Below are 23,901 nucleotides of genomic sequence, written 5' to 3'. Positions count from 1 at the left end.
TCTGGTCGAATGGTTATAAAAAACCGTCGTTCCATCGTTGGTTTTTGACTTTGGATTATTACCTGTCTAACCATTCAGAAGTATCCCGGCGTCGTTCGCAGCGTGTTAATTTTAATGAAACGCTGATTGTGCGGTGGCTGATTGTGCGGTGGCTGATTGTGCGGTGAATCAGAGGCGACTTGCGGATAATACGTAAGAGCTCGAAAGTTTACCGGGTTAAAAGTTGAATTCAGTATCAAGTATTATTTATAAAGTGTCATAGAAGCCAAATTGTGTACGAGGTGCAGTTGCTCTTTGGTAAAATAGCTTGGAAGATCGCATTGGCCACTGTCCTAGAGGCGGCGCACAAAAGATTAAATCGGCACGAGTCGAAGTTCGCTAGAAAAACTGTTCCAAAGCTTGGTCAAGTGACTGTTTCCCACGGTTTCGCCCGCTGGTCTCGCTTGAGTTAAAGACATAACGCGCAAGATTAAGGCTCGCCAGACATTGGCGGCATAACGATAAGTCAAAGCAGCTGTTGGGATGACGAGTTGCTTTATGGTAGCGAGTACGAAATAGCGTAGGTGAGTGCTTAGGGTTGCTGTATCAATAACCGAAATTGAAAGCACGATGCCACGAGTGGCTCGTTCACGGATTTCACGTGTTTACGGATAGACAAGTGAGAATAACCTGTCTTTGAATAATCAGACAGGGCAGGCAAGGCGGTTGCGCTATGGCAGGCAGTGGCCGTCTTTAAAGATTATTTCTTTACATTCAACGTAGAGTCAGTACAAAAGAGAAAGTTATGTCTAGTTTGATTTCTGGAACGGTTAAGTGGTTTAACGACGAAAAAGGCTACGGTTTTATTGCGCAAGAAAGTGGCAAAGATGTGTTTGTTCACTTCAGCGCAATCAATGGCGAGGGTCGCAAAACCTTAGTTGAAGGCCAGCAGGTCACTATGGAAGTAACTCAAGGGCAAAAAGGCCCGCAGGCTGAGAACGTTACACCGCTTTAGGTTCTTACGCGCCAACCGCAAGTCATTGTGGCTGGGCGAGGCTTAAATCATCGCGCCTTACCGCTACCTTTTGGTTATGGTTAACCTCTGGGCTGTTGGCCTGCGGCTATCTTTCAGAGCGTTCCTACCACTATAGGTTTCCTACCACTGTTGGTTAGAACCAGCATCGGCTAGTGTCGCGCACAGTGATGTCCCTATGAGGAGACAGCCTCATGGGTCGCTCGATTTGTGGCGGTCTCTTGGGTGTGATGATCTCTTAGGCGAGCGTACCATGGATAGGCAACAATGGCTGCCAGATTGCATACGAGCTGGTGTTTGCCTGCTGTTGCTACCTTAGCCTGCCAGACTTGATTTGGCTTTTTGCAGGCGTCCGGTAGTTCATGGTCACGGAGCCAATTGCGTTGGCCTACTCAAACCCGCGCGTATGTCGCGCAGGTCAGTGTTACAGCCAAACTCTCGTTCAGTTGAGTTGATCTGACTGCATGTTACGCGCTTTGCTCAGTGCACTGGGCAATTTGCTCGGGATAAAGTCCACACCATTGGCTCCAGCTACCTACGTAGAGCGCCGGGACTTTGCCGCTAGCGATGGTATGGCTGAGTACATTAAAGCAAGCAGTTACGCCTGATCCGCAGTAGTGCACGGTGTTATCTGGATTGTAATCCTGCCAGCGCTTTTGCAGTGCTTGCAGACTTGCGAATCCGCCCTCGGCGTTGAGTCCTTCTTTCCAATAGACGTTGCAAGCCGAGGGTATGTGGCCGGCGTAGGGATCGATTGGTTCTGCTACTCCTGCGAAACGTGCGGACTCTCTGGCATCCACCAATACTCGCTCGCTGCTGTTTATCATGGCGTGGACTTCCTGTGCTGCCACAATAGGTAGCATCCACTCAACCGCGCTTATTTTGCCGGTTTGTGGCGGAGGCGAGCGCCTGTCTGCGTCAAAACCTAGCTCCTGCCAGTGACTGTAGCCGCCATTTAGCACCGCAACATTCTCTACACCCAGTGCTTTTATCAGCCACCAAGCGCGCGCCGCGTAGCAACCGCCGCTATCGTCGTAACAAACCACCTGTTTGTCAGGTAGCACGCCGGACTGCGACATTATTTCTTTGAATTCAGTGAAGTTAGGCAGCGGGTGTCGACCCTCGGCCTTTGAGGGCCAAGAGGACAAATCCAAGTTTAGGTCTAGGTAAAAAGCCTTGGGAATATGGCCCTTGTCGTATTGCTCGCGTCCGGCATTTGGCCGCTGCAGATCAAATCGACAATCAAAAATAACCACGCTATGAGGCGGTAGTGCGTTTAACTCCTGCGCGGATATTAACGTTGAGTACATAGTCTTTATTACCAAAAAATAGTCTTCTAAATATAGATCAAAAAAATGGTCATATCATGAAATTATAGTTTGTATGCAGCTTGCGCCAATTTAGCCGGTCATGGACCGCAACTACGGTTCTGGCGGCAGGCATACCTCCAGTTCGTGGGCGAACGCTATGATATGAGCCACTGTCTTAAATAAGTTTTCAGGAATTTCTTGCTCAAGTTCAAGTTGGCACAGCAGATTGACGAGTAAATCATTTTCGAAAATAGGTCGCCAATGTTCTTCGGCGATGGCAATAATCTGTTCTGCGGTGGCATCAGTTCCTTTTGCGCTGAGTCGCGGTGCTCCTTGGCCATCGTAGTAGAGTGCCGCGGCTTTATTGTGTAGCGGTGGTTTGTCCATTACGCTAAACCTTGGTGTTGATCATGGTTTGCAGTCCTGTGTGGCTAGTGTTCTGGGGGGCCATGCCCGCCACGCAGCCGCAGTAGTCTACGCATATACCGTCCACCTCCATGGCTTTTTTTAGCTTGCTCAAACGCTGGTCTATCATTCTCTTGAAACTTTCAGTGTTCGCCCAAAACTGCACCCGCACGCGGCTCTCATCTAAATTGCACCGAGTGGTCAATATTCGGTCACCAGGAAAGTCCATGGTGAGCTCGAATTGCCAAGATTTAACAGCCCCTTGGTCATCATCGTCATCGCTCTGCCCATACTGCTCGCGCTGCTGAATCGATAATGTAGCCTTGCCAATGGATTGACTCCAGTGTATTGGCAGATCTACCGTAAGCAGCGTTGTCGGCGTACTGTCGGCGTCCTTCTTGGCTTGCTTATCCGCTAAATTCTGCAAACCGTTCCCTTGTAAACCAAGCAGTACCTGCCGCAGTACCAAGATCAGCTGTTCCCGTGCCGCTTTTACGTCTTTCGGGCTGTTGTCACCCTCGGATGCCGTTACTGGCTTGTTCAAAAAAGACAGCAGGGCCATTAGGGGATCTTTAGCTGCGGCTCGCTCAATATCAGCGGTGCCGTCGCTTTTGTTGCTGGCTACTAGGCTGACCAAAAGCGACAGTAGTTGCTGCTTAATCGTATCGTGGGTTTCTTCAGATTCCTGGCCTGCAGTCTCCACCGGCGAGGGAGTAACCATTGTGGAGCCTTGTGTTGGCGACATGGCACGCCCAGCAGTGTTATTGATAAGGTCGGCAAGGGTGCTAGAAGCTAAAGTCTTCATCTGTGATGACTGCTCAGAAACTACTCCGAGTTTCGCGATCAAGTCTTTGATTTCACTGTGTTTAGTGATTCCAAAACTTGCAAAGCCTTGCAGTGCTTCAAGGTTTGACTTACCCAGTATGGACTCGCTCCTTGGCGATTGTTGTATTGCCTGTGCCAGCTGTACCAGATTGGCCATCGGGCGGCCCTCGGTCCTAGCGAGCTGAATTCCGGCATTAACCATGGGCATTAGCTTTTGTAGTGCATGGCTTTGCTGTGCGGATTCGTCCTGGGTTGCAGTAATAACAACTGGCGTGCCCGGGGCTAATGGTTGATTACTGAGAACGGAAAAACTGTATTTACCCGAGCTTATTTTAGCCGGCAGTGTCATTTCAATGCGCCATAGGGCGGGCTGTGGGTCTTGGCTATGGCCGGCTACTTTAGTGGCAACCGTAGTGTTAGGCGAAGTCGATAATTGTTCAGTTATGTTCAGTTTGGGTAATTGCTGCGCGGGCAAGCTGGCGCCGGTCTGGCTTTTGGGGTGTTGCATGCCTGCTGATGATGGTGCCAACGTCATCTGGGCTCGGTTTGCCGCAGCACTGGTGTTGTCGGTGCTGCTTACGGGATGCGCCGAGACCACCTGTACCAAAACCGGTACGCCCGCGACGTTGGATTTTGGCAGTGGATTCGGTACCGATTGCGGTAAGGTCAGCTCGGCTTGGGTGGTGATCGTCGATGCTTTTATGGATTGGGGAGAGGAGCTGGTGGCGGTGAGTACGAGCTGCGAGCCGGCGTTGCTGGTTTGATTCAGCCTTACCAAAATGTCACTGCTTTTGGTGGTTGAAATCTGGACTCGTAATGTCGTCAACCAATCGCCGGCGACTTTGGGTTCTCCCGGTGGTGGTTGAAAAGAACCCATTATAGGGCGACCAGTTGCCGGTAGGCTGGACGAGGTTGGTTGGCTCAAGCCGTTTACCGGTGGGGTGCTGGTGCCATTTGCTGGCCGCGGCGAATGGTTGCTCTGTGGCGTCGGCACCATAGGCTCCACGTTAATTAAAGGCAGCAGTTTTACGATGTTGCGCGTTGTTGGGCTAAGTTGATCCGCTGGGGCTTGCCTTGATTGCTGGGGCGCGGCCTGCACCTCGGATTTGGTGGTGGTTGCCGTGACGCTTTGCTCGGGGGCAAATACACTGCTAATAACTTGGGCCAGTACCGGGCGGCCGGATGTCGAAATCTGTCGGGTTACGCTGCCAGTATCGGTTAGCACCGCTTCAGTGATGGCTGGGGCTACTCTACCGGTCAGATTCCTAGCCTGATTAGCCTGTTGTCCGCCTGTTGTGGTTTGCGGGGTGGAAGTTACCTTGGCAATGGCGGCCGATTCGGCGCTGAGGCGCTGTACTGTCTCTGTTAGCGTGGTGTTGATGGCTGCGGCTGTGGTTGGCTGCTTAGGCAGTTGTTGCAGTGGATTGGTCTTAGTCGTGGTGAGATTTGAGTTGCCAGTGGTTGGCCGCACAGCGGACGAGGCTGTTCCCGGGGTTGAGCCTGACAAAGGGGAGGGTAACTTCATGATTTATCGAGGCTATTTAGCCATTACAGAGCAATTAACTTAACAACTAAGTGTAGCTGAGTATAATCGCGGTTCGTGAATAATCGTGATTTTTGCCAGTGGGAAGATTCTGCTGCGATAACGGAGTAAGGTTTGGCAACTGAATTAGAGCTGGTCGATATGGCCTGCGAACGCGACGAACGCGTGTTGTTCTGCGGCCTGAGCTACCGATTTGAGCCCGGACATGTGGTGCAAATAGAAGGCCCCAATGGTTCCGGCAAAACAACGCTGCTGCGAACTCTTACTACCTTGTCCCAAGATTACGCCGGAGAATTGCTTTGGCGAGGGCGGCCGCTCAGCAAACAGCGGCACGACTACCTGTCACAATTGCTCTATCTAGGCCACCTGCCTGGAGTGAAAAAAGCGCTTTCCCCTGCCGAGAACCTACGATGGTACGCCCACAGCCGCGGGGAGAGTGCCAGGCGTGTGGGTACTGCATTGTATAACGTCGGCCTAGCCGGTTTTGAAGAAGTCCCTTGCTTTCAGTTGTCTGCAGGACAACAAAGGCGGGTGGCTCTGGCGCGGCTGTATATGAGCGATCAGCCGGAAACCTGGATACTGGATGAGCCATTTACCGCAATCGACAAGGCCGGAGTCGGCGCGTTGGAGCAGACTATTAGCCATCAAGCTGCGCTTGGCGGTACTGTCATCCTAACTACACACCAGGACCTACACAGTATTGATGCAAGTCATATCAATTTACGCGACTATCAACCTATGGAGCAGCAACCTGAGAAGCAGCAACTCCAAGACTATCAAGCCCCGGACTGTCAGCAATGAACCAGTCCACTTCTTTATTTGGTGGCTTTGCCGCCACCTTTCAGCGTGACCTGTTGTTGGCCTATCGCAATCGCGGTGAGTTGGTTAACCCATTGGTGTTCTTTCTTATTGTCATCACAATGGTACCTTTGGGTATTACCCCGGACCCCAACGAACTGGCAAAATTAGCTCCCGGTATGATTTGGGTTGTGGCTCTACTGGCAACCCTGTTATCGCTGGACGGCCTGTTCAAAGGCGATTTTGACGATGGGACCTTGGAGCAGTACCTAATATCTCCGCAGCCTCTCTATCTCATAGTTTTGGCTAAAGTTGTGGTCCATTGGTTGGTGACTGGGTTACCGCTGATGCTGTTTGCACCTGTGTTGGGTGTTATGTTGTCGCTGCCGGCCGCCGGTTTTGTGCCGTTGATGTTGTCATTACTGCTTGGCACGGCAACTCTAAGTTTGGTGGGCGCTATCGGCGCAGCACTAACGGTGGGATTGCGTAGAGGCGGGCTTTTGCTGTCTTTGATTATTATGCCGTTGTACGCACCGGTACTCATTTTTGGTGCCAGTGCCGTTGCCAGTGCAACTGAAGGGATGCCGTCTACCAGTCAAGTGGCGGTATTGGGGTCTTTTATGGCTATATCAATGATTGGTGCGCCATTTGCCGCGGCAGGCGCATTGCGCGTGAGCGCGAACGGTTAAACTTAGCCCTTGGGCCTAACGTATTGGATTTAAATAGATGGGCTGGCGGACAATGCGCTGGTGCCGATAGAGAAAACGGTTTTACTATGGCTTGGACGTGGTTTCATCAATGGGGTTCACCTCGGTGGTTTTATCAAAAGACCCAGGCTTGGTTGCCATGGCTGACCGTGCTTACCCTGGGTTTATTAGTGGTAGGCAGTGTTTGGGGGCTGGCATTGGCCCCAATCGACTCTAAGCAAGGTAACAGCTATCGCATCATCTATATTCATGTGCCAGCTGCGTTTCTTTCCCTGGCGGGGTACTACGTGCTTGCGTTCGCCGGCGCTATTGGATTGATCTGGAAAATGAAAGTGGCCAACATGGTAATGCGCTCTGCGGCGGTTATTGGCGCGGTGCTCACCTTTGTTTCCCTGTTCACTGGTGCAGTGTGGGGTAAGCCAACCTGGGGTACTTGGTGGGTGTGGGATGCGAGAATCACATCTATGCTGATTTTGTTCTTTCTCTACTTGGGCGTTTTGGCTCTACAGAACGCTTTTGAGCACGAAGATTCTGGCAATAAAGCGGCTGCCATATTGGCCTTGGTGGGTACGGTAAACATCCCAATCATTTATAAATCGGTGGATTGGTGGTTTACGTTGCATCAGCCTGCTTCCATTAAGTTTACCGAAGCAAGCACCATTGATCCGTCCATGATGTACCCGTTATTAATGATGGTGCTGGGGTTTTACAGCTTTTACGCATTATCGCTCATACTTCACACTCGTGCTGAGATATTGCGGCGCGAGCGTAAGTCGCGCTGGGTTAGAGATCTGGTAGCCTAAATAGATACTGGGACTGAATGTGGTGTATGCACTGGGGCAATAGCCGACACGCAGATGTGTCGATAGTATCTCTGGCGTAAATTATTGGAATAGCTAGTTATAAATAGTTAGCTGTAACTAAGGTACGTCGTTTCAACCTAATGCAGCGGAAAGGGTGTAAGCACCGAATGAATATGAATTTCCAATTTAACAGCTTGTCTGATTTTATCTTGATGGCAGGCCATGGCCCGTATGTTTGGGTGTGTTATTTGGTGACCGCCGTGGCATTGGGGTACCTTCTGATATCCCCTGTGATGGCAAAAAGTCAGTTTTTGAAGTCTTTGGCTCGGCAGGAGCGTCTGGCGCAGGCACAACCGCGCGCGTCGTCGTCCAGCAATGAGACAGAGCAAAAAGAGAGTACGTAGTTATGCACGCCGTTCGCAAGCAGCGATTGTTTTTGGTGTTATTTATTGTGGCTTTTGCGTCTATAGCCATCGGTTTAATCGTATTCGCGCTACGCGAAAACATTAACCTATTTTACCCGCCGGCGAAAATTGCCGCCGGAGAAGCCCCCATTGGCAAACACATTCGTGCTGGTGGTTGTGTATTACCGGGCACGATTGAGCGAGCCAATGACAGCCTGGACGTCGCCTTTAAGCTAACTGATGGCCAGGCCGAGCTTAGGGTGTTTTACAGCGGAATTTTGCCGGATTTATTTGCAGAGGGTGAAGCTGCGGTGGTCTCTGGCACTCTGTCTGAAGCAGGTCAGTTCGAGGCAACCCAAGTCTTGGCTAAGCACGATGAGAACTACACGCCGCCAGAGATTGCCGACATGGCCGGCGACGGTGTTCAGCACCAAGCGGTTTGTGAGGTAATGTCATATGATTCCTGAGTTAGGACATTTCAGCCTAATCTTGGCCCTTGTGCTGTGTTTTGCTTTGGCCACTGTGCCACTGGTTGGCAGTTTCACAGGCCACGCTCAAATGATGCAGTCCGCGCGTACTATCGCCGCCGGCTTCTTTGTATTTGTTACTTTGGCCTTCGCTTGCCTTACAGCCGCATTCCTACAAGACGATTTTTCGGTGCGCTATGTCGCTACCAACTCCAACCGCTTACTGCCTGTTTACTACAAAGCTTGTGCCGTATGGGGCGGGCATGAGGGCTCGCTGTTACTTTGGGCCCTGATGCTGGCTGGTTGGACCTTTGCCATTAGTCTGTTTAGCCGCAACCTACCGCTGGAAATGTTAGCGCGGGTGCTGTCTGTGATGGGCATGATTGGCGTTGGCTTCCTAGCGTTTATGTTGCTCACCTCTAATCCCTTTGACCGATTGCTACCCGATAGTCCGGCTGAAGGGCGCGACTTAAACCCGCTGTTGCAAGATCCCGGTTTTATTTTTCACCCCCCCATGTTGTATATGGGCTATGTAGGTTTTGCCGTGGCATTTTCATTTGCCATTGCGGCGTTAATTGGCGGTCGACTAGACAGCGCTTGGGCTCGCTGGTCGCGGCCCTGGTGCACTGTTGCCTGGGCCTTTCTTACCCTGGGTATCGCATTGGGCAGCTGGTGGGCCTATTACGAATTGGGCTGGGGCGGCTGGTGGTTTTGGGACCCTGTAGAAAATGCCTCCTTTATGCCCTGGTTGGTGGGTACTGCTTTGATACATTCCCTGGCAGTAACGGAAAAGCGTGGTGTGTTTAAGAGTTGGACAATCCTATTGGCCATATTGGCTTTCTCGCTGAGCTTGTTGGGGACCTTTTTGGTTCGTTCCGGAGTGATCACCTCGGTGCACGCCTTCGCTAACGATCCGGCGCGCGGTGTTTTTATCCTAGGATTCCTATTGTTTGTGGTGGGCGGCTCACTAACGCTCTATGCGTTTCGCGCGCCGGAGGTTAAATCCATAGCCCGTTTCGATTGGCTGTCGAGAGAGTCGCTATTGTTGGGTAACAACATTCTTTTTGTTGTGCTCACTGCCACGGTATTGCTGGGCACACTTTACCCACTGTTTGCCGACGCCCTAGGCCTGGGACGGATATCGGTTGGCCCGCCGTTTTTCAACCTCTTCTTTGTGCCCTTGATGGCGCTCGTGTGCTTGCTGATGGGCGTTGGGCCCTTGTCAGTTTGGAAAAAGTCCCAAATCAAGTACTTGCGTAAATTGCTGATCAACCCATTGGCGGTCAGTGTTGTTATCGGCACTCTAGTACCGTTAATGTACGGCGACGGTTTTTCGATTTTTGCAATGTTCACCACTGTTCTGGGTAGTTGGGTTATCTGTACTTCACTTGCGGACGTTTTCCACAAGACCCGTAATGCCAGTAGTACAGTAGTGGGCCTTAGAAAGCTCAGCTTGAGTTTCTACGGTATGATTCTTGCGCATATTGGCGTGGGTGTGGCTGTTCTCGGCATGGGTCTAAACTCGATTTATAGTGACCAAAAAGATGTTCGGATGGCGCCCGGTGTTAACGTAGAAGTAGGCGGCAATGAGTACCTTTTTGAAGGTGTACAGCAGGTGCAGGGGCCGAATTATCTGTCGCAAATGGCGACCATTAACGTCACGCACGACGGCCAGCCTGTGGCGGTGTTGATGCCGGAAAAAAGACGTTATATGTCCGGTGGCAATGTGATGACCGAGGCCGCGATCGATACCACCTTTATGCGTGATTTGTACGTCGCTTTGGGTGAGCCGCTGGAAGGTGGTGCCTGGGCTGTACGGGTTTACTACAAGCCATTCGTACTGTGGATTTGGTTGGGGGCAGTATTAATGGCTTTTGGCGCGGGCCTAGCGGTCACAGACAAGCGCTACCGTGCCGTTAAAGTGAAGCGCGCAGCGGTTGATAGAGACGAAAGCAGTGTTAGTACTACTGAATCGTCCGTTGGTTGATTACATTTTTGAGGGTGATTCCATGAAACGATGGATGCTATTTGTTCCTGTTATTGTTTTTGCTGTTTTAGCCGCGTTTTTCTGGCGGGGGTTGTCTTTGGATCCAACCGCCATGCCAAGTGCGTTGGTTGGCAAACCCATGCCGCAGTTTGAGTTGCCTGCCCTGGAGCAAAACAGAGGCACTATCTCCAGCACGGAGTTGGTGGGCCAGCCTTACTTGTTAAATGTGTGGGCGACGTGGTGCCCTACGTGTAAGGCCGAACACCCATTTTTGGTGGATTTAGCCGAATCTGGCGTCAATATTATCGGTGTTTATTATCGAGACGATACCAGCAAGGCCGACGGTTGGTTAACGAATTTGGGCAACCCCTATTTAATGAATATTGTTGATGAAGACGGTAAGTTGGGTATTGATTTGGGCGTTTTTGGTACGCCAGAGACCTATTTTGTTGATGCTGCAGGTGTTATTCGTTACAAGCATGTGGGCCTAATATCACAGAAAAACTGGCAAGAAGAACTCGGTCCAATATACGAGAGTATAAAAGGATAAAGCAGCCTAGGCTTTAGGGCGTCTCAGTAAGCCGGCCATTTTAAAAGGAGAAACCCGAGTCAGTTAACTCGGGTTATTTGTATTTGGGGGATACAATATGAAGTTACATCGTTTGGGCATAGTGCTGGTTGCCTTCAGTCTATTGTTAAGTGGATGCGGCATTAACAACATTCCAACGTTGGATGAGCAAGTTAAGGCCGATTGGGCACAAGTCGAAAACCAGTATCAACGGCGGGCGGACTTAATTCCTAACTTGGTGAAAACGGTGAAAGCCTACGCTGCCCATGAAAAAGAAACCCTGGAAGCGGTAACCCAGGCAAGGGCCAAAGTGGGGAGCATGCAAATAGGTCAGGATATCCTCGATAACCCTGAAGCTTTGCAGCAATTCGAACAGGCCCAGGGGGAGTTATCGCGAACCTTGCACCGCTTGATGGTGGTGGCAGAGCGCTACCCAGATCTAAAAGCCAACCAAAACTTTTTAGCGTTGCAGTCACAGTTAGAAGGCACAGAAAATAGGATTTCCGTGGCCCGCAGAGATTTCATTCAAGCTGTGAACAACTACAACACTGAAATTCGCACCTTCCCAGGCCGCCTGTGGCACGGCGTCTTGTACAGTGATCTGCAAATCAGAGAAACCTACCAGGCCACCAGTAGCAACGCAGACCAAGCCCCAGAGGTCGACTTTGAATGAATGGCATCGCTGCAATGCGCGGCTGCTTACTGTTTGTTTTTGTTCTATCGCTGTGTAGTAAAGCGCTTGCGGAGATTGATTTTCCGCCGTTAACCGGCCGCGTTGTGGATCAGGCGGGCATGATCTCCGCCCAAGCGGAACAGCGTATCGATCAGCAGCTGGCGCTGTTAGAGAAAGACACTACGGTGCAATTGGTGGTGGTTACGGCACCATCACTAAACGGCCTAACGATCGAAAGCTACGGCTACCAACTGGGCCGACACTGGGGTATAGGCACTAAGGCTGCCAATAATGGTGTGCTGTTGATTGCGGCTAAGCAGGAGCGCCGGGTGCGGATTGAAGTCGGTTACGGTTTAGAGGGAATGCTAACCGATGCTCTAACGGCCAATATTATTCACCAATTAATCACGCCTGAATTCAAACGAGGCCGGTTTGATGAAGGCTTTATTAAAGGCGTAACCGCAATTGGCCAGCTTTTGCAGGGCGATTATCAACCGGTTAAACCCAACCAAGATGGCGATAAAAAGAAAAAGGCTTTGGCCTATGTCATTTTGATAATAATGTTGGTTATTGTCTTCAGCTCTCTGGGTAACGGCGGTGGCCGTGGTGGTCGCAGTAGGCGTCATATCCCAGGCTACGGGGGTTACTCCGGTGGCGGTTACCGTTCGGGCGGCTTTGGCGGCGGCGGTTTCAGTGGTGGCGGTGGAAGTTTTGGTGGCGGTGGTGCCTCAGGAGGTTGGTGATGGCGTTGTTATCAGACGCTGAAATGCAAAAAGTGGCAAGGGCCATTCACGACGTTGAGCGTAAAACCGATGCCGAATTGGTTACGGTGCTGGCGCCTCGATCTGACAATTATCTTTATATCCCCACATTGATCGCGGCAGTATTGGCTTTGTTATCGCCATTAGTGTTGCAGTGGTTACCACCATGGCTGAGTAGCGGCGAGATATTAGTGCTGCAGTGGTTCGTATTTATTGTGCTGGCTTTGGTGTTTCGCATTCCTGGTATTGTACGGTGGCTTATTCCTCCCAGAGTCAAAGCCTATCGGGCTGAGAATATGGCCCGTCGACAGTTTTTGGAAAATAATTTGCACCACACCGAAAACGGTGTCGGCGTATTGATATTTGTTTCCGAACTCGAACACTACATTGAAATTATTGCAGACAGAGGAATTAGCCAGCACGTACCTAACGATCGCTGGAGCGAGATCATCCAGCGTTTCGTTAAATCTGTGAAGGAGGGCGATACCGCAGAAGGTTTTGTACGCTGTATTCAGCAATGTGGAGAGTACCTTGAGCGGCATTGCCCAGCAACGCAAGAAAAAGACGAATTACCCAACCATTTAGTGGTGCTGTAAAGCAACATTGACAGTGGTTCACTTTGGGGAGAAATTTTTGAAGAATGAAAAATCCTTATGCGTATATTGTGGTTCTAGTCCGGGTGCCTTCGAAGAGTATGCAGCAGCGGCTAGAGAACTCGGCAGAGTGTTAGCTAAGCGCAGTATTACGCTAGTTTACGGCGGTGCCGGAATCGGCATTATGGGAATTCTTGCGGATGAAGTGCTGGCTAATGGTGGTGAGGTTATCGGCGTTATGCCCACGATCATTGGCGAGCGAGAAGTCACCCACACTGGGCTCACCCAACTTATTGAAGTGGCTGACATGCACCAGCGTAAAGCCAAAATGATGGCCCTAGCCGATGCATTTGCGGCTTTGCCCGGCGGCATTGGCACCTTTGAAGAGCTCTTCGAGGCGCTCACGTGGTTACAGCTGGGAATTCATAAAAAGCGCTGCGGTTTAATTAATACCCTAGATTATTATCAAGGCCTACAAGCTTTTTTATCCCATGGTGTAGACCAGGGCTTCGTCCGTCAAAGTGTGGTGGATGAGCTTTTGGTGGCCGATACCGCCGAGAATCTTATCGCCAGAATGTTTCCGGAATAAAGCACACTCAATTTACGTCGGGGGCACAATGTCGGACTTTTTTGTATCCCACGAACCTGCCATACGGTTAGCCTGTTTTACAGTGCTTTTTTGTTTTTTTGCAAGCCTAGAGGTTTTAAAACCAAGGCGCGCGAAAAGCCAAAGTACCGCCTTTCGCTGGTCTAATAACGCTGCGTTGTTTTTTGTGGGAATATTGCTTATACGGGCGCTTGTACCTCTGCTACCTGCCGCAGCGGCAATTTGGGCTCAGGATCGGTCTCTTGGGTTATTCAATCACGTAAATATAAGCCTGTTTGCACAATGCGTTATGACTTTCTTGGCGCTGGATTGTTTGGTCTATTGGCAGCACAGATTATTTCACCGCATTCCCCTATTGTGGCGTATTCATCGCGTTCATCATGCCGACGGTAACCTAGACGTTACCTCTGCGCTGCGCTTCCACCCCGTGGAGATTGTGATTTCTTTGGCATTCAAATTGGCCGCGGTGGTGTTAATCGGTGCGCCTGCACTGGCGGTTATTGTCTTTGAAATTGTGCTAAACGGCGGCGCTTTATTTAGTCATGCGAATTTTGCGCTGCCATCGGCTTTGGATAAAACGCTGAGAAGGGTAGTGGTGACGCCGGATTTCCATCGCCTACATCACTCACAAAGCCCTAAAGAATCCAATCGTAATTTTGGCTTTTTCATTTCTTGGTGGGATTACCTATTCTGCAGCTATCAAGCTCAACCAGGGTTAGGGCACGTTGATATGAAAATCGGTTTGGCAGAATATTCATCACTGCAACAGGCAACACGGGTCGATAAAATGCTGGCTATGCCGTTTATAGACACACCAGCCGCTGCCCGGGAAAAAGAATCACGCTGAGTGTAATTGGCGATAATTCTTGGGCGAGACACCCAGAACCCGCTTAAATAATCGGGAGAAATACAGGGAGTCTGGGTATCCGAGCTGTGCTGAGATTTCCTTGATTGAAAGCTGGGTGTTATCCAGCAGACGGCAGGCCTTTTCAATTTTTAGTTGGATGAAGTATTGGATTGGCGTGTGACCGGTAAAGGTTTTAAATTTGCGCACAAAATGAAACTTGGAAAGGTTACACAGCGACGCTAATTGCTCTAAGTGAAGATCTTCGTCTACATGGTTGCGCATATAGTCAATGGCATCGTGCAGGCTGTTGTGGGAGGTCTGTTCAACCTCCGGGCGCTTCGACAAAATAGAGGCCGTTAGCAACAGCAGTTTCACCTGGGCACAGATCGTAAGGTAGGTGCTCACCGAAATGCCTCGTTCCCTCATATTAAACAGCCTTTCAAAGTGCTCTATCAGCGCGTGCTGCAGGCCGATATTGGCGCGGTAGCCTTCTGTTCTAATGGTGCTGGCGTATTCTTCTGCCAGCTCTCCATCGAAATGCAGCCAGTAAATACTCCAAGGTAATTGGTCATCAGCTTGGTATTCGTGCAATATGCTGGGTGGCAGCAATATAAGGTCACCTATGGTGATTCTCTCGGTGTTTTCGCCTATGCGAATTCGTCCATTGCCGGCACTGCAATAGATCAATAAATAGTTAGTATGCTCGCTTCTGAGCATTTTGTGACCAGTGGCTTTGGGGTAAAAACCCACCCCGAGAGGATGCAGATCTTTTGCCAGAATATGGCTGGATAATTGTTTTAACAGGGGTTTTGGCGTAATCTGACGCGCTCCGTTGTCCGGCAACGGCCAGTGCGAAGTGAGTTTATCGTCGATACTGAAAGAGTCGGAATCTCTGGTCATAGCTAAGAGAGTACTACTTTAGTCACAAGTAGCAATATAATCCATGTATTGGGCAATTTAGTCAATTTCTACGGACAGGTTGCTGTGCTTTAATGGTCTCCATTAAGCGTAATACACAATACGTATAAGAAATTACGAGGAAGTCACAATGTCTGAGTTGACCTTTATAGACGCCGAAGCAGGAAAATTCCCCGAAACGCTACCGCTGTTTATTGGCGGAGAATGGGTGAAGAGCACAGCCACAGAGACCTTAGAAGTCACTGATCCCGCCACCCAAAAGGTGCTGACCAAAGCGCCTTTCGCCACCGAGGCAGAGGTCAACGCCGCTGTTGCCAGTGCCAGGGAGACTTTTCAGTCTTGGAAGGATGTACCGGTGCCAACGCGCGCCCGTATCATGCTCAAATACCAAGATCTGTTAAAAGAACACCAGGATGAACTGGCCACCATTATTTCCCAGGAGCTGGGAAAAACCTTCGAGGATGCTAAGGGTGATGTTTGGCGAGGCATTGAGGTTGTGGAGCAGGCAGCCAACATTTCCTCTAATTTGATGGGTGAAACCGTCGCTAATGTGGCCAACAAGATCGATACCTACAGCTACACCCATCCGGTTGGTGTGTGCGTCGGTATTACGCCGTTTAACTTCCCAGCCATGATTCCTCTGTGGATGTTCCCACTGGCCATTGCTTGCGGTAACACGTTTATTCTTAAGCCCTCAGAGCAAGATCCAATTACGCCCATGCGCCTTATTCAATTATTTGAAGAAGCCGGCGCGCCCAAAGGTGTTGTGCAATTGTTGCACGGCGGTCGTCACCAGGTGGATCAACTGCTAACACACCCAGATACCGCTGCCATCTCATTTGTGGGCTCGGTGCCTGTTGCCAAGCACATTTACAGCACTGGAACCGGCGCCATGAAGCGTGTGCAAGCCATGGCCGGTGCCAAGAACCACATGGTCGTTATGCCCGATGCGCAAAAGCAGCAGGTCATCAACAACTTGCTGGGTGCAGCCGCTGGCGCTGCCGGCCAGCGTTGTATGGCCATTTCCGTGGCTGTATTGGTGGGAGAAGCGCGTGAGTGGAAGCAAGACATTGTAGAAGCTTTCAAAAAGGTACGCCCTGGCCACTGGAGGGATTCTGAGTCTGCCTATGGCCCTCAGATCAGCCCAGCGTCTAAGCAGCGTATTTTAAGCGCTATCGCCAAAGGTAAGGAGCAGGGGGCCGAGTGTTTGCTGGACGGCAGTGACTGCACCGTAGCCGGTTACCCTGACGGCAACTGGGTTGGCCCAACCGTATTTGGAAAAGTTACACCAGATATGGACGTGTACAAGGACGAGATCTTCGGTCCAGTGTTGTGCCTGGTAGAAGTTGATACCCTGGCTGATGCCATCAAACTGGTTAATGACTGTCCGTTCGGTAACGGCACCTCTATATTTACCTCGTCCGGTGGTGCAGCCCGCACTTATCAGCACGAAATCGAAGTTGGCATGGTTGGCATTAATATCCCAATCCCTGTACCACTGCCGTTCTTCTCGTTCACCGGTTGGCGTAATTCGTTCTTTGGTGATCACCATGCCTACGGTAAACAAGCCGTGCGTTTCTACACCAAAACTCAAACCGTTACCGCGCGCTGGTTTGAGGATGACGTGGCGGCTACTGGCCCTAATATGTCCATCCACTTAAAGTAACCCTCAAAGTAGCTTAAGTGGCACTATGGCCAGGCTTCTGGCCATAGTATTTAAGTCCCGTCTTCAGTTTGCCTAAAAGGATAATAACAATGAGCTTACACCTATCTGATGATCAATTAGCCTACCGAGAAGCGGCTCGTTCATTTGCTCAAGGCGAGATGGCTCCACATGCGGCACGCTGGGACGAAGAAAAAATATTTCCAAAAGAAGTGATAGCTGCTGCCGGGGAGTTGGGATTCTGTGGCATGTACGTGCCCGAAGAGCAGGGTGGTTTAGGTTTGTCGCGGTTGGACACCACCATTATTTTGGAGGAGCTCGCCGCTGGTTGTACTTCCACGGCGGCATTTATATCCATTCATAATATGGCCACTTGGATGCTTTGCAGCTGGGGTTGCGATTCCCTCAAAAAAATCTGGGCCGAAGCGCTTATTAGTGGGAAAAGCTTGGCGTCATACTGTTTAACGGAGCCCAATGCCGGTTCGGATGCCGCGTCACTCAAATCTACCGCTAAAAAGCAGGGTGACAAATACATTGTTAACGGCGGCAAGATGTTTATATCTGGCGCCGGCGCCACGGATATTCTTATTGTAATGCTCAGGACCGGAGCGTCCGATTCCGGCGCAAAGGGTATCTCAGCATTTGCTATACCGGCCAATCTGCCGGGTATTGAGTATGGCAAAAATGAAACCAAACTGGGTTGGAACAGCCAGCCCACACGCGCCATCAGCTTCGATAACGTAGAAATCCCAGAGGAGTGTCTACTGGGCGAAGAGGGCGAGGGCTTTAAAATCGCCATGAAGGGCATCGATGGTGGGCGAATTAATATTGCGGCTTGCTCGCTTGGTGCAGCCCAGGCGTGCCTGGATATCACCCAGGAATATATTCGCACCAGGCAGCAATTTGGCAAAGCTATTGCCGAAAACCAAGCGCTGCAATTTCGCTTGGCCGACATGGTGACGGAATTAGTTGCCGCGCGGCAGATGGTGCGTATGGCGGCCGAGGCCATTGACACCAACCACGCAGAAAAAACCGTGTACTGCGCCATGGCCAAACGCTTTGCCACTGACGCCGGCTTCGACATCTGTAACCAATGCTTGCAAATGCACGGCGGCTACGGCTATTTGCGCGAATACCCCATTGAACGTTATTTGCGTGATGTGCGTGTTCATCAAATCTTGGAAGGTACCAACGAGGTTATGCGAGTGATCACAGGCCGGCGTTTATTGCAGGATAACGCCACCCAAGAGATTCAATAACACCAGTTTACGTGCGACACTCGGCCACGGTATTCACTAATTTAATAGGTATGTTATGAGTGATCAAAACGCACCGGTGCTGTTTTCTTACCAGGCCACCAGCAACGGAAACAAAATAGGCATTGCCGAGCTAAACGCTCCCAAAGCGTTGAATTCGTTAAACTACGACATGGCGCAGGCGCTGTTTCAGCAGTTGCAAGCCTGGCAGGCCGATGACTCGGTGGTGTGTGTGCTGTTGCGCGGCAGCGGTGATAAAGGCTTTTGCGCCGGCGGCGACGTAGTGCAATTGCACAATTCAGCAGTGAACAACGACAGCCGCGGGCAAGAATTCTTCACTCTGGAATATCAGCTCGATTATCTTATTCATGTCTATCCCAAACCCATCGTGTGTTGGGGCCATGGCATCGTAATGGGTGGTGGGCTTGGTCTGCTGTCCGGTGCTAGCCATCGTGTGGTTACCGAAAAAACCCGCTTGGCTATGCCAGAAGTAACCATTGGTTTGTACCCGGATGTGGGTGGCTCTTGGTTTTTAAACAAAATGCCGGGTGACGTGGGTTTATTTTTAGCTCTGACCGGCGCCTCTATCAACGCAGCAGACACCTTGTTTGTGGGTTTGGCCGATTACTATTTGAACCATGCGCAATGGAGCTCGGTGCTGGCGCGATTGGCCAAGTCAAGTTGGGAATACGATCACCACCAAGTCGTCACCGAAGTCTTGTTGGCGTTACAAACGGATGCCACGGAAAAACCGCAGTCTCAAGTACGTGTAAATTTCGATCTCATACAAGCATTTTTTGCAGCGGCGACCCAAGAGCAAATTGTAGAAAATATTGTCAGTTACGCCGGTGAGGTCGAATGGCTTAGCAAAGCCGCAGCTACCCTAAAAGCTGGTTGCCCAACCACAGTAAAATTGGTTTTCGCACAACTGCAAGCCAGTTTGCATATGTCGCTGAAAGAAGTTTTTCAGATGGAATTAATTTTGTCGTGTAACTGTTTGAAATACGACAATTTTGCCGAAGGAGTGCGCGCGTTATTAATCGATAAAGACAAAAACCCTCAGTTTAGCCCAGCCACATTGGATGAGGTATCCGATGAATTTATTTTGGCTCATTTTGATGCGCCATGGGCAGGTGAGCATCCGTTAGCGGGCCTATAGGCAAATACCCTATGGGGTAAGACGCCAGGGTGGGGCGGTTAGAGCGTGGTGCTGCGTGCGCCACTTAGCCAGTGCTTACGGTTTATGGTTTTTACGCGGCAATAAAGCACTTTTCAATTCTGCGCCGTGTAACGACCCAAATGCGGTTGTAGGTTTTAAAGCCCAAACAAACCTTCTTAAACCCAATAACCCTTCATAAAAAGGCACTAATAATGAATAATCAAATCGTCGCTTTCGTAGGTCTCGGTAACATGGGTGGCCCCATGGCTGCAAACCTAGCCAAGGCCGGGTTTGTCGTACAGGCTTTTGACCTGTCTGAGCACGCCCTGGAGCAAGCCCAATCCGCCGGGTGTAAAACGTTCACCACAGCGGCCGCCGCAGTTGAGGGTGCCGATTTTGTTATTACTATGCTACCCAACGGGCAGATCGTCGAATCCACCATGCTAGGCAGCGGCGACAGCCAGCAACCTGGGCTGTTGGGCTTGGCGAAGGACAGTACTTTATTTATCGATTGCTCCACGGTAGCAGCCGAGTCCTCTCGAGCCATTGGCAAGGTAGCCAGTGCAAAGGGCATCGCATTTATTGATGCTCCGGTTTCCGGCGGCACGGCGGCAGCAGCAGCGGGGAGTTTAGCCTTTATGTGCGGCGGTGACAGCCAGCATGTTGAGCGGGCCAAGGAGGTGCTCTCGGTGATGGGTAATAATATCTTCCACGCCGGAGACATAGGTGCCGGAGCCGTAGCTAAAATTTGCAATAATATGCTGCTGGCGATTCATATGATTGGTACCAGCGAAGCCATTCAAATGGGGGTTAAGCACGGCCTCGACCCTACCGTTCTGTCGGATATTATGCTGAAAAGCTCTGGCGCTAACTGGTCATTGGAAAAATACAACCCATACCCAGGGGTGGCAGAGGGTGTACCGGCATCGAGGGACTACGAAGGCGGTTTTTTCGTCGACCTGATGCTTAAAGATCTTAACTTAGCCATGGACGCGGCCAAGTCCTCAGCGGCATCTATCCCTCTCGGTGCGGCGGCACGTAACCTCTACTCAGTATTCAGGCAGGCAGACGCTAGCAACGGCCGAAAAGACTTTTCCAGCATTGTAAAAATGTTCGGTGAGCTACCAAACTAACGTGATGACGTAATCGGCTTGGAGCTGGTTGTACAAAGGTTTTGGCTTTAGCCTATACTCTGGTCATTCCAATGTATCAGAGGCGCCGCGCCATGGTGGTTTTGCTTGAACAAAAAAACGCGTTCATCATAACACTGGTGCCTAACCGGTCTGCCGGTTTATTGCAAAATATTATGTGCGGCGCTTTCCTAGCCTTTGTGTCTGTAACTGTTGCGGTAGGCTGGTTGATTATGGGTGTGTGGCCTGTGGTACCGTTTGCAGGCCTTGAAATCGCGTTACTATTCACTGTGTTACGTCGTGTTTACCGTGCCAACCAAAAAACTCAAACCGTTACGCTGCAGCTAGCCTCGATTTGTGTGCGTAATATAGCATTACGGCAACAGCGAAGCGTGCAACTGTTACGCTCACGGGCACAGTTTTCGGTGGCTCAGAACGCAGGAGCTCAGGGTGGTGATATTCACCTATTCGACCACGCAAACCGCGTTCAGCTGGGGTCGTTTCTAAATGATGATGACAAGCAATCATTAATAGAAGCGCTGAGACGCCAAGGCTTACCCATCCAAAGGTATTTGCCGTCAACCTTGGCGATCTAGCTTGGTGCTATAGCCGATGTAGCGCAACGCGGTGACGTGCTACGCAGTGCTTGGCCTTATTAGCTAGCTTCTTTATCTGCTTGCTCTATAATTTCCTTTATTTTGTGTTTTAACACTTTGCCAGCGTCGTTTTTTGGCAGTGCCGACCAAAGCTCAACGCGCTCCGGATACTTAAATTTCGCCACCCCTAACTGAGCCAAATGTTCAACTAGGGTGTTGATGTCCGGCTCTTGTCCCTGTGCTGCCACAATAACCGCACAGGCTCTTTCCCCAGTTTTTGGGTCGGGTAGGCCGACTATGGCAACTTCTTTAATCTGGGGCAAATCAACTAATAAATCCTCAATTTCTTTAGGTGCGATGTTCTCGCCGTTGCGGATAATAATGTCCTTTAGCCTGCCGTTAATTACCAAAAAAGAATCATCTTGCCAGCACGCCAAATCCCCGGTTTTGTAGTATCCGTTCGTCGTAAATGCATTGGCTTCGTCCTCGGTATGTAAAAAGCCGGCCAGCATTTGCGGGCCTTTGGCAATGACTTCGCCTGTCTCTGAAGCTTCGCCATCGGGCCTGGCTAAAATGATATCCGCCAAGCCTGGCTTGCCGTCGGTTTCTGCGGCGTGTTTTACATCGTTGGTATCCAACACTCCAACGCTCATAACCGGCACTTCCGTGGAGCCGTAGGCGCGGGTAACGGCAGCCTTGGCAAAGTAGTCGCTGGCCTCATAAATTAAACTCGGGGGCACTGATGCGCCGCCGCAAATAAACACTTTTAAATCAGGTAAATGGCTTTTAACTTTTTTGGCAGATTGCAAAGTCTGCGTTAAAAACGGAGTGGCGCCGGCAAAATGCGTGCAGCCTTCTTGCAGCAGTAATTCTACCGCCTCATCCGATTGCCAACTCTCCATAAGCACGGCACTAGCGCCTAGTAAAATTGGAATCTCAAAGGCATAGATGGAACCGCCGATGTGGGAAATGGGGGAGGCGACTAAAAATTTATCGCCAGGCTCAACCAACCAATGATCACCTAATTGTTTTATAAGCGCATTGATTGAGTTGTGGGTGTGTAGTACGCCTTTTGGCCGGCCAGTAGTACCAGAGGTATACATCACCATGCGCACAGATTCAGCATCCACCGCCGCCAGATCTTCGGCTGCCGGCTGGTCTAACAAGGTCTCATAGGCTAGGTGTTGGCTGCGATCGCCCCGTACAACAATCACCTCCGGCGGGTTTTCCATTTTCTCAACTACGCGCTCCAGCATATCTGCGCACTGATGATTACGAAATTGCTGCGGGATAAACAGCATTTTACTGTTCACATCACTCAGCATAAATAGCAAATCGTGCTCGCGCAGGGAGGGTAAAATAGGGTGGGCAACAAGGCCTGCGTAGGTAGCAGCCAAATAGATAATGGCTGTTTCGTGCCAGTTTGGCAGCATAAACGAAATCACACTGCCTGGTGCAAAGCGGTTTGCTAAAACCTTTGCCAGCTGCTCGGATTCTTCGTGAAGGCTACGTGCGGTTAGTCGAATGTTGCCTTCTATAATAATTTCCCGATTAGGATTATTTTCAGCATCCGTTTGCAAGGCTGTTGCCAAGGTGTTTTGGGACCAATAGCCATTCTCGTAGGCGTTCTTGGCTAGCGCATCATCCCAGCGAATAGACCATCCATGAATTGTTTTTCTATAGGTGGTGTTCTGCGTGGTGGTTGCAACTGGGTTATCTGAATTAGTACTGACACCTTTCGGCATGGAAAATGTCCTTGTAAAAACTGTTTAACAGAAAGCGCCTTTCTGTTGGGGACTTGGTAATCGGAACCTTTGAGAGGTCGAAATTATTGTCTTTAATGCAAGATAACAGCGGCGATAGGCCATAGCAACACTCGCCCCACTTTGTTAAACAACAATTTAAATAGTGTTTATTAAGCGCGTGTCGAGTGAATGCTTTCATCTTTTTATATGTTGAAGTCCGGTCAATTGTAGCGGCATTTACTTCACTTAGTTTGGGTGTCGCGGTAAAGTGTTTTGCTATAGATCATAAAAATTAGCCCTATGAAAAGCGGCTATAAATAACGGAGATAAACATGCAGGTTGCAATTATTACTGGCGCGGGCAGTGGTATCGGTCTGGCTACGGCGAAAGAGCTGTATAAAATGGGTATGGCCATTGTTGGTGTTGGACGTGATCAAAAAAAATTAGATGACTTAAAATCCGAGCTAGGCGATGAACAGCGCGTTAAAACCCTGGCGGTAGATATTACTGATTCGAAAGCGCCGCAGGCCATTGTACAGTTTACCTTGGACTCATTCGGGCAAATTGATTTCCTGATTAATAACGCGGGCTTGGGCAGCCCTAAACCATTGCACGAAACCGATGACGAAACCCTAGATCAATTCTTGGATGTGATGCTCAAAGCGCCTTTTCGTTTGGCGCGAGATGTCATTGTTCATATGAAAGACGGCGCTGGTATTGTCAATGTGACCTCGACTTTCGCTGTTATTGGTGGCCGACGCGGTGGCGCTTATTCAGCTGCCAAGGGCGGCTTAACGTCACTGACTATGCATATGGCTTGTGAATACGGTGACCGTGGTATCAGATCGAATTGCGTTGCGCCCGGTGTCACCATGACGGATATGATCAAACATCGTTTGGAAGACAAAGCATTTCGGCGAATGAATTATGAGACCAACCCTTTTCCAAGGCTTGGTAAGCCAGAAGAGGTCGCGGCTACCATTGCCTTTTTGTGCTCGCCCGGAGCAGGCTATATCAATGGCCAAACCATTGTTGTCGATGGCGGTTGGACTAATACTAAATACCTATCGCCCGAGGCATTGAACAGTGAGTGGGTGCAGAGCGAGCAATAGTAGCCATCTTTA

Annotated in this window: 24 protein-coding genes; 19 read left to right on the top strand and 5 right to left on the bottom strand. The window is 50.3% G+C overall.

All coding sequences use genetic code 11. The annotated features are described in order from the left end of the window. The first annotated feature begins 784 nt into the window (after positions 1–784). Complete coding sequence (locus ACGHM3_RS13865; RefSeq protein WP_345415376.1) at positions 785–994, top strand: cold-shock protein; 210 nt, start codon at positions 785–787, stop codon at positions 992–994. Positions 995–1,479: 485 nt separating this feature from the next. Here the strand turns inward: ACGHM3_RS13865 and ACGHM3_RS13860 are convergent, their stop codons facing one another. The 3 genes from ACGHM3_RS13860 to ACGHM3_RS13850 all read right to left on the bottom strand — a co-directional run bounded on the left by ACGHM3_RS13860 (position 1,480) and on the right by ACGHM3_RS13850 (position 5,077). Next, on the bottom strand, positions 1,480–2,322 hold the full coding sequence (locus ACGHM3_RS13860; protein ID WP_345415380.1) for a sulfurtransferase: 843 nt from the start codon (positions 2,320–2,322) through the stop codon (positions 1,480–1,482). 111 nt (positions 2,323–2,433) lie between these two features. Beyond that, positions 2,434–2,709 carry an EscU/YscU/HrcU family type III secretion system export apparatus switch protein gene (locus tag ACGHM3_RS13855; RefSeq protein ID WP_345415383.1) on the bottom strand — a complete coding sequence of 92 codons (276 nt, stop codon included), beginning with the start codon at positions 2,707–2,709 and terminating at the stop codon, positions 2,434–2,436. Between the two features lie 4 nt (positions 2,710–2,713). Beyond that, a complete protein-coding gene (locus tag ACGHM3_RS13850; protein ID WP_345415386.1) occupies positions 2,714–5,077 on the bottom strand; it encodes a hypothetical protein in 2,364 nt (787 codons plus the stop codon). 132 nt (positions 5,078–5,209) lie between these two features. On the opposite strand from ACGHM3_RS13850, the gene ccmA reads away from it, so the two are divergent. From ccmA to ACGHM3_RS13790, 12 genes are all read left to right on the top strand, one after another. Then, a complete protein-coding gene (gene ccmA / locus ACGHM3_RS13845) occupies positions 5,210–5,896 on the top strand; it encodes a cytochrome c biogenesis heme-transporting ATPase CcmA (protein WP_345415390.1) in 687 nt (228 codons plus the stop codon). Then, entirely contained in the window at positions 5,893–6,582 is a 690-nt protein-coding gene (ccmB, locus tag ACGHM3_RS13840; protein ID WP_345415393.1) for a heme exporter protein CcmB, read from the top strand. Before ccmA ends, ccmB begins: the two co-directional genes overlap by 4 nt. A gap of 86 nt (positions 6,583–6,668) precedes the next feature. Continuing rightward, entirely contained in the window at positions 6,669–7,403 is a 735-nt protein-coding gene (locus ACGHM3_RS13835) for a heme ABC transporter permease (protein WP_345415396.1), read from the top strand. Positions 7,404–7,570: 167 nt separating this feature from the next. After that, on the top strand, positions 7,571–7,807 hold the full coding sequence (ccmD, locus tag ACGHM3_RS13830) for a heme exporter protein CcmD (protein WP_345415398.1): 237 nt from the start codon (positions 7,571–7,573) through the stop codon (positions 7,805–7,807). A gap of 2 nt (positions 7,808–7,809) precedes the next feature. Continuing rightward, complete coding sequence (ccmE, locus tag ACGHM3_RS13825; protein WP_345415401.1) at positions 7,810–8,274, top strand: cytochrome c maturation protein CcmE; 465 nt, start codon at positions 7,810–7,812, stop codon at positions 8,272–8,274. Further along, entirely contained in the window at positions 8,264–10,261 is a 1,998-nt protein-coding gene (locus tag ACGHM3_RS13820; RefSeq protein WP_345415403.1) for a heme lyase CcmF/NrfE family subunit, read from the top strand. Before ccmE ends, ACGHM3_RS13820 begins: the two co-directional genes overlap by 11 nt. 22 nt (positions 10,262–10,283) lie before the next feature. Then, positions 10,284–10,811 carry a DsbE family thiol:disulfide interchange protein gene (locus ACGHM3_RS13815; protein ID WP_345415405.1) on the top strand — a complete coding sequence of 176 codons (528 nt, stop codon included), beginning with the start codon at positions 10,284–10,286 and terminating at the stop codon, positions 10,809–10,811. 97 nt (positions 10,812–10,908) lie between these two features. Beyond that, complete coding sequence (locus ACGHM3_RS13810; RefSeq protein WP_345415407.1) at positions 10,909–11,502, top strand: LemA family protein; 594 nt, start codon at positions 10,909–10,911, stop codon at positions 11,500–11,502. Beyond that, positions 11,499–12,245 carry a TPM domain-containing protein gene (locus ACGHM3_RS13805; RefSeq protein WP_345415410.1) on the top strand — a complete coding sequence of 249 codons (747 nt, stop codon included), beginning with the start codon at positions 11,499–11,501 and terminating at the stop codon, positions 12,243–12,245. Before ACGHM3_RS13810 ends, ACGHM3_RS13805 begins: the two co-directional genes overlap by 4 nt. Then, a complete protein-coding gene (locus ACGHM3_RS13800) occupies positions 12,245–12,859 on the top strand; it encodes a TPM domain-containing protein (protein WP_345415413.1) in 615 nt (204 codons plus the stop codon). Before ACGHM3_RS13805 ends, ACGHM3_RS13800 begins: the two co-directional genes overlap by 1 nt. Before the next feature lie 37 nt (positions 12,860–12,896). Further along, positions 12,897–13,445, top strand: coding sequence for a TIGR00730 family Rossman fold protein (locus ACGHM3_RS13795; protein ID WP_345415415.1), 549 nt, complete (start codon positions 12,897–12,899; stop codon positions 13,443–13,445). A gap of 307 nt (positions 13,446–13,752) precedes the next feature. Continuing rightward, positions 13,753–14,310 (top strand): sterol desaturase family protein, encoded by a 558-nt coding sequence (locus ACGHM3_RS13790; RefSeq protein WP_345415418.1) that lies wholly within the window; start codon positions 13,753–13,755, stop codon positions 14,308–14,310. Here the strand turns inward: ACGHM3_RS13790 and ACGHM3_RS13785 are convergent. Next, entirely contained in the window at positions 14,302–15,210 is a 909-nt protein-coding gene (locus ACGHM3_RS13785; protein ID WP_345415420.1) for an AraC family transcriptional regulator, read from the bottom strand. The genes ACGHM3_RS13790 and ACGHM3_RS13785 overlap by 9 nt on opposite strands. A gap of 148 nt (positions 15,211–15,358) precedes the next feature. Between ACGHM3_RS13785 and ACGHM3_RS13780 the strand changes: the two genes are divergently transcribed. The 5 genes from ACGHM3_RS13780 to ACGHM3_RS13760 all read left to right on the top strand — a co-directional run bounded on the left by ACGHM3_RS13780 (position 15,359) and on the right by ACGHM3_RS13760 (position 21,032). After that, positions 15,359–16,894, top strand: a complete 1,536-nt coding sequence (locus tag ACGHM3_RS13780) for a CoA-acylating methylmalonate-semialdehyde dehydrogenase (RefSeq protein WP_345415423.1) — start codon at positions 15,359–15,361, stop codon at positions 16,892–16,894. An 89-nt stretch (positions 16,895–16,983) separates the two neighbouring features. Next, the gene (locus ACGHM3_RS13775) at positions 16,984–18,150 is read left to right on the top strand and encodes an acyl-CoA dehydrogenase family protein (protein ID WP_345415426.1); all 1,167 of its coding nucleotides are present in this window, start codon (positions 16,984–16,986) and stop codon (positions 18,148–18,150) included. 55 nt (positions 18,151–18,205) lie between these two features. Continuing rightward, complete coding sequence (locus ACGHM3_RS13770; RefSeq protein ID WP_345415428.1) at positions 18,206–19,306, top strand: enoyl-CoA hydratase/isomerase family protein; 1,101 nt, start codon at positions 18,206–18,208, stop codon at positions 19,304–19,306. 212 nt (positions 19,307–19,518) lie between these two features. Further along, positions 19,519–20,439 carry a 3-hydroxyisobutyrate dehydrogenase gene (gene mmsB / locus ACGHM3_RS13765; RefSeq protein WP_345415430.1) on the top strand — a complete coding sequence of 307 codons (921 nt, stop codon included), beginning with the start codon at positions 19,519–19,521 and terminating at the stop codon, positions 20,437–20,439. 92 nt (positions 20,440–20,531) lie between these two features. Next, positions 20,532–21,032: a DUF2244 domain-containing protein gene (locus ACGHM3_RS13760; protein WP_345415438.1), complete on the top strand. Its 501-nt coding sequence runs from the start codon at positions 20,532–20,534 to the stop codon at positions 21,030–21,032. A 59-nt stretch (positions 21,033–21,091) separates the two neighbouring features. Here the strand turns inward: ACGHM3_RS13760 and ACGHM3_RS13755 are convergent, their stop codons facing one another. After that, positions 21,092–22,777 carry an AMP-binding protein gene (locus ACGHM3_RS13755; RefSeq protein WP_345415441.1) on the bottom strand — a complete coding sequence of 562 codons (1,686 nt, stop codon included), beginning with the start codon at positions 22,775–22,777 and terminating at the stop codon, positions 21,092–21,094. A 332-nt stretch (positions 22,778–23,109) separates the two neighbouring features. On the opposite strand from ACGHM3_RS13755, the gene ACGHM3_RS13750 reads away from it, so the two are divergent. Beyond that, complete coding sequence (locus ACGHM3_RS13750; RefSeq protein ID WP_345415444.1) at positions 23,110–23,889, top strand: SDR family oxidoreductase; 780 nt, start codon at positions 23,110–23,112, stop codon at positions 23,887–23,889. Positions 23,890–23,901: the final 12 nt, after the last annotated feature.

This window comes from Halioxenophilus aromaticivorans (genome assembly GCF_042850945.1).
Classification (GTDB): domain Bacteria; phylum Pseudomonadota; class Gammaproteobacteria; order Pseudomonadales; family Cellvibrionaceae; genus Halioxenophilus; species Halioxenophilus aromaticivorans.
This window is presented reverse-complemented; position numbering and strand designations above follow the sequence as displayed.

Excerpts from the sequence above, each read along its gene's own strand:
- ACGHM3_RS13790 (WP_345415418.1), top strand. The coding sequence starts at position 13,753 with ATGACTTTCTTGGCGCTGGATTGTTTGGTCTATTGGCAGCACAGATTA.
- ccmE (WP_345415401.1), top strand. The coding sequence starts at position 7,810 with ATGCACGCCGTTCGCAAGCAGCGATTGTTTTTGGTGTTATTTATTGTG.
- ACGHM3_RS13820 (WP_345415403.1), top strand. The coding sequence starts at position 8,264 with ATGATTCCTGAGTTAGGACATTTCAGCCTAATCTTGGCCCTTGTGCTG.
- ACGHM3_RS13860 (WP_345415380.1), bottom strand. The coding sequence starts at position 2,322 with ATGTACTCAACGTTAATATCCGCGCAGGAGTTAAACGCACTACCGCCT.
- ACGHM3_RS13750 (WP_345415444.1), top strand. The coding sequence starts at position 23,110 with ATGCAGGTTGCAATTATTACTGGCGCGGGCAGTGGTATCGGTCTGGCT.
- ACGHM3_RS13775 (WP_345415426.1), top strand. The coding sequence starts at position 16,984 with ATGAGCTTACACCTATCTGATGATCAATTAGCCTACCGAGAAGCGGCT.
- ACGHM3_RS13760 (WP_345415438.1), top strand. The coding sequence starts at position 20,532 with ATGGTGGTTTTGCTTGAACAAAAAAACGCGTTCATCATAACACTGGTG.
- ccmB (WP_345415393.1), top strand. The coding sequence starts at position 5,893 with ATGAACCAGTCCACTTCTTTATTTGGTGGCTTTGCCGCCACCTTTCAG.
- ACGHM3_RS13785 (WP_345415420.1), bottom strand. The coding sequence starts at position 15,210 with ATGACCAGAGATTCCGACTCTTTCAGTATCGACGATAAACTCACTTCG.
- ACGHM3_RS13865 (WP_345415376.1), top strand. The coding sequence starts at position 785 with ATGTCTAGTTTGATTTCTGGAACGGTTAAGTGGTTTAACGACGAAAAA.
- ACGHM3_RS13835 (WP_345415396.1), top strand. The coding sequence starts at position 6,669 with ATGGCTTGGACGTGGTTTCATCAATGGGGTTCACCTCGGTGGTTTTAT.
- ACGHM3_RS13850 (WP_345415386.1), bottom strand. The coding sequence starts at position 5,077 with ATGAAGTTACCCTCCCCTTTGTCAGGCTCAACCCCGGGAACAGCCTCG.
- ACGHM3_RS13755 (WP_345415441.1), bottom strand. The coding sequence starts at position 22,777 with ATGCCGAAAGGTGTCAGTACTAATTCAGATAACCCAGTTGCAACCACC.
- ACGHM3_RS13770 (WP_345415428.1), top strand. The coding sequence starts at position 18,206 with ATGAGTGATCAAAACGCACCGGTGCTGTTTTCTTACCAGGCCACCAGC.
- ACGHM3_RS13800 (WP_345415413.1), top strand. The coding sequence starts at position 12,245 with ATGGCGTTGTTATCAGACGCTGAAATGCAAAAAGTGGCAAGGGCCATT.
- mmsB (WP_345415430.1), top strand. The coding sequence starts at position 19,519 with ATGAATAATCAAATCGTCGCTTTCGTAGGTCTCGGTAACATGGGTGGC.
- ACGHM3_RS13810 (WP_345415407.1), top strand. The coding sequence starts at position 10,909 with ATGAAGTTACATCGTTTGGGCATAGTGCTGGTTGCCTTCAGTCTATTG.
- ACGHM3_RS13780 (WP_345415423.1), top strand. The coding sequence starts at position 15,359 with ATGTCTGAGTTGACCTTTATAGACGCCGAAGCAGGAAAATTCCCCGAA.
- ACGHM3_RS13815 (WP_345415405.1), top strand. The coding sequence starts at position 10,284 with ATGAAACGATGGATGCTATTTGTTCCTGTTATTGTTTTTGCTGTTTTA.
- ACGHM3_RS13805 (WP_345415410.1), top strand. The coding sequence starts at position 11,499 with ATGAATGGCATCGCTGCAATGCGCGGCTGCTTACTGTTTGTTTTTGTT.
- ccmD (WP_345415398.1), top strand. The coding sequence starts at position 7,571 with ATGAATATGAATTTCCAATTTAACAGCTTGTCTGATTTTATCTTGATG.
- ACGHM3_RS13855 (WP_345415383.1), bottom strand. The coding sequence starts at position 2,709 with ATGGACAAACCACCGCTACACAATAAAGCCGCGGCACTCTACTACGAT.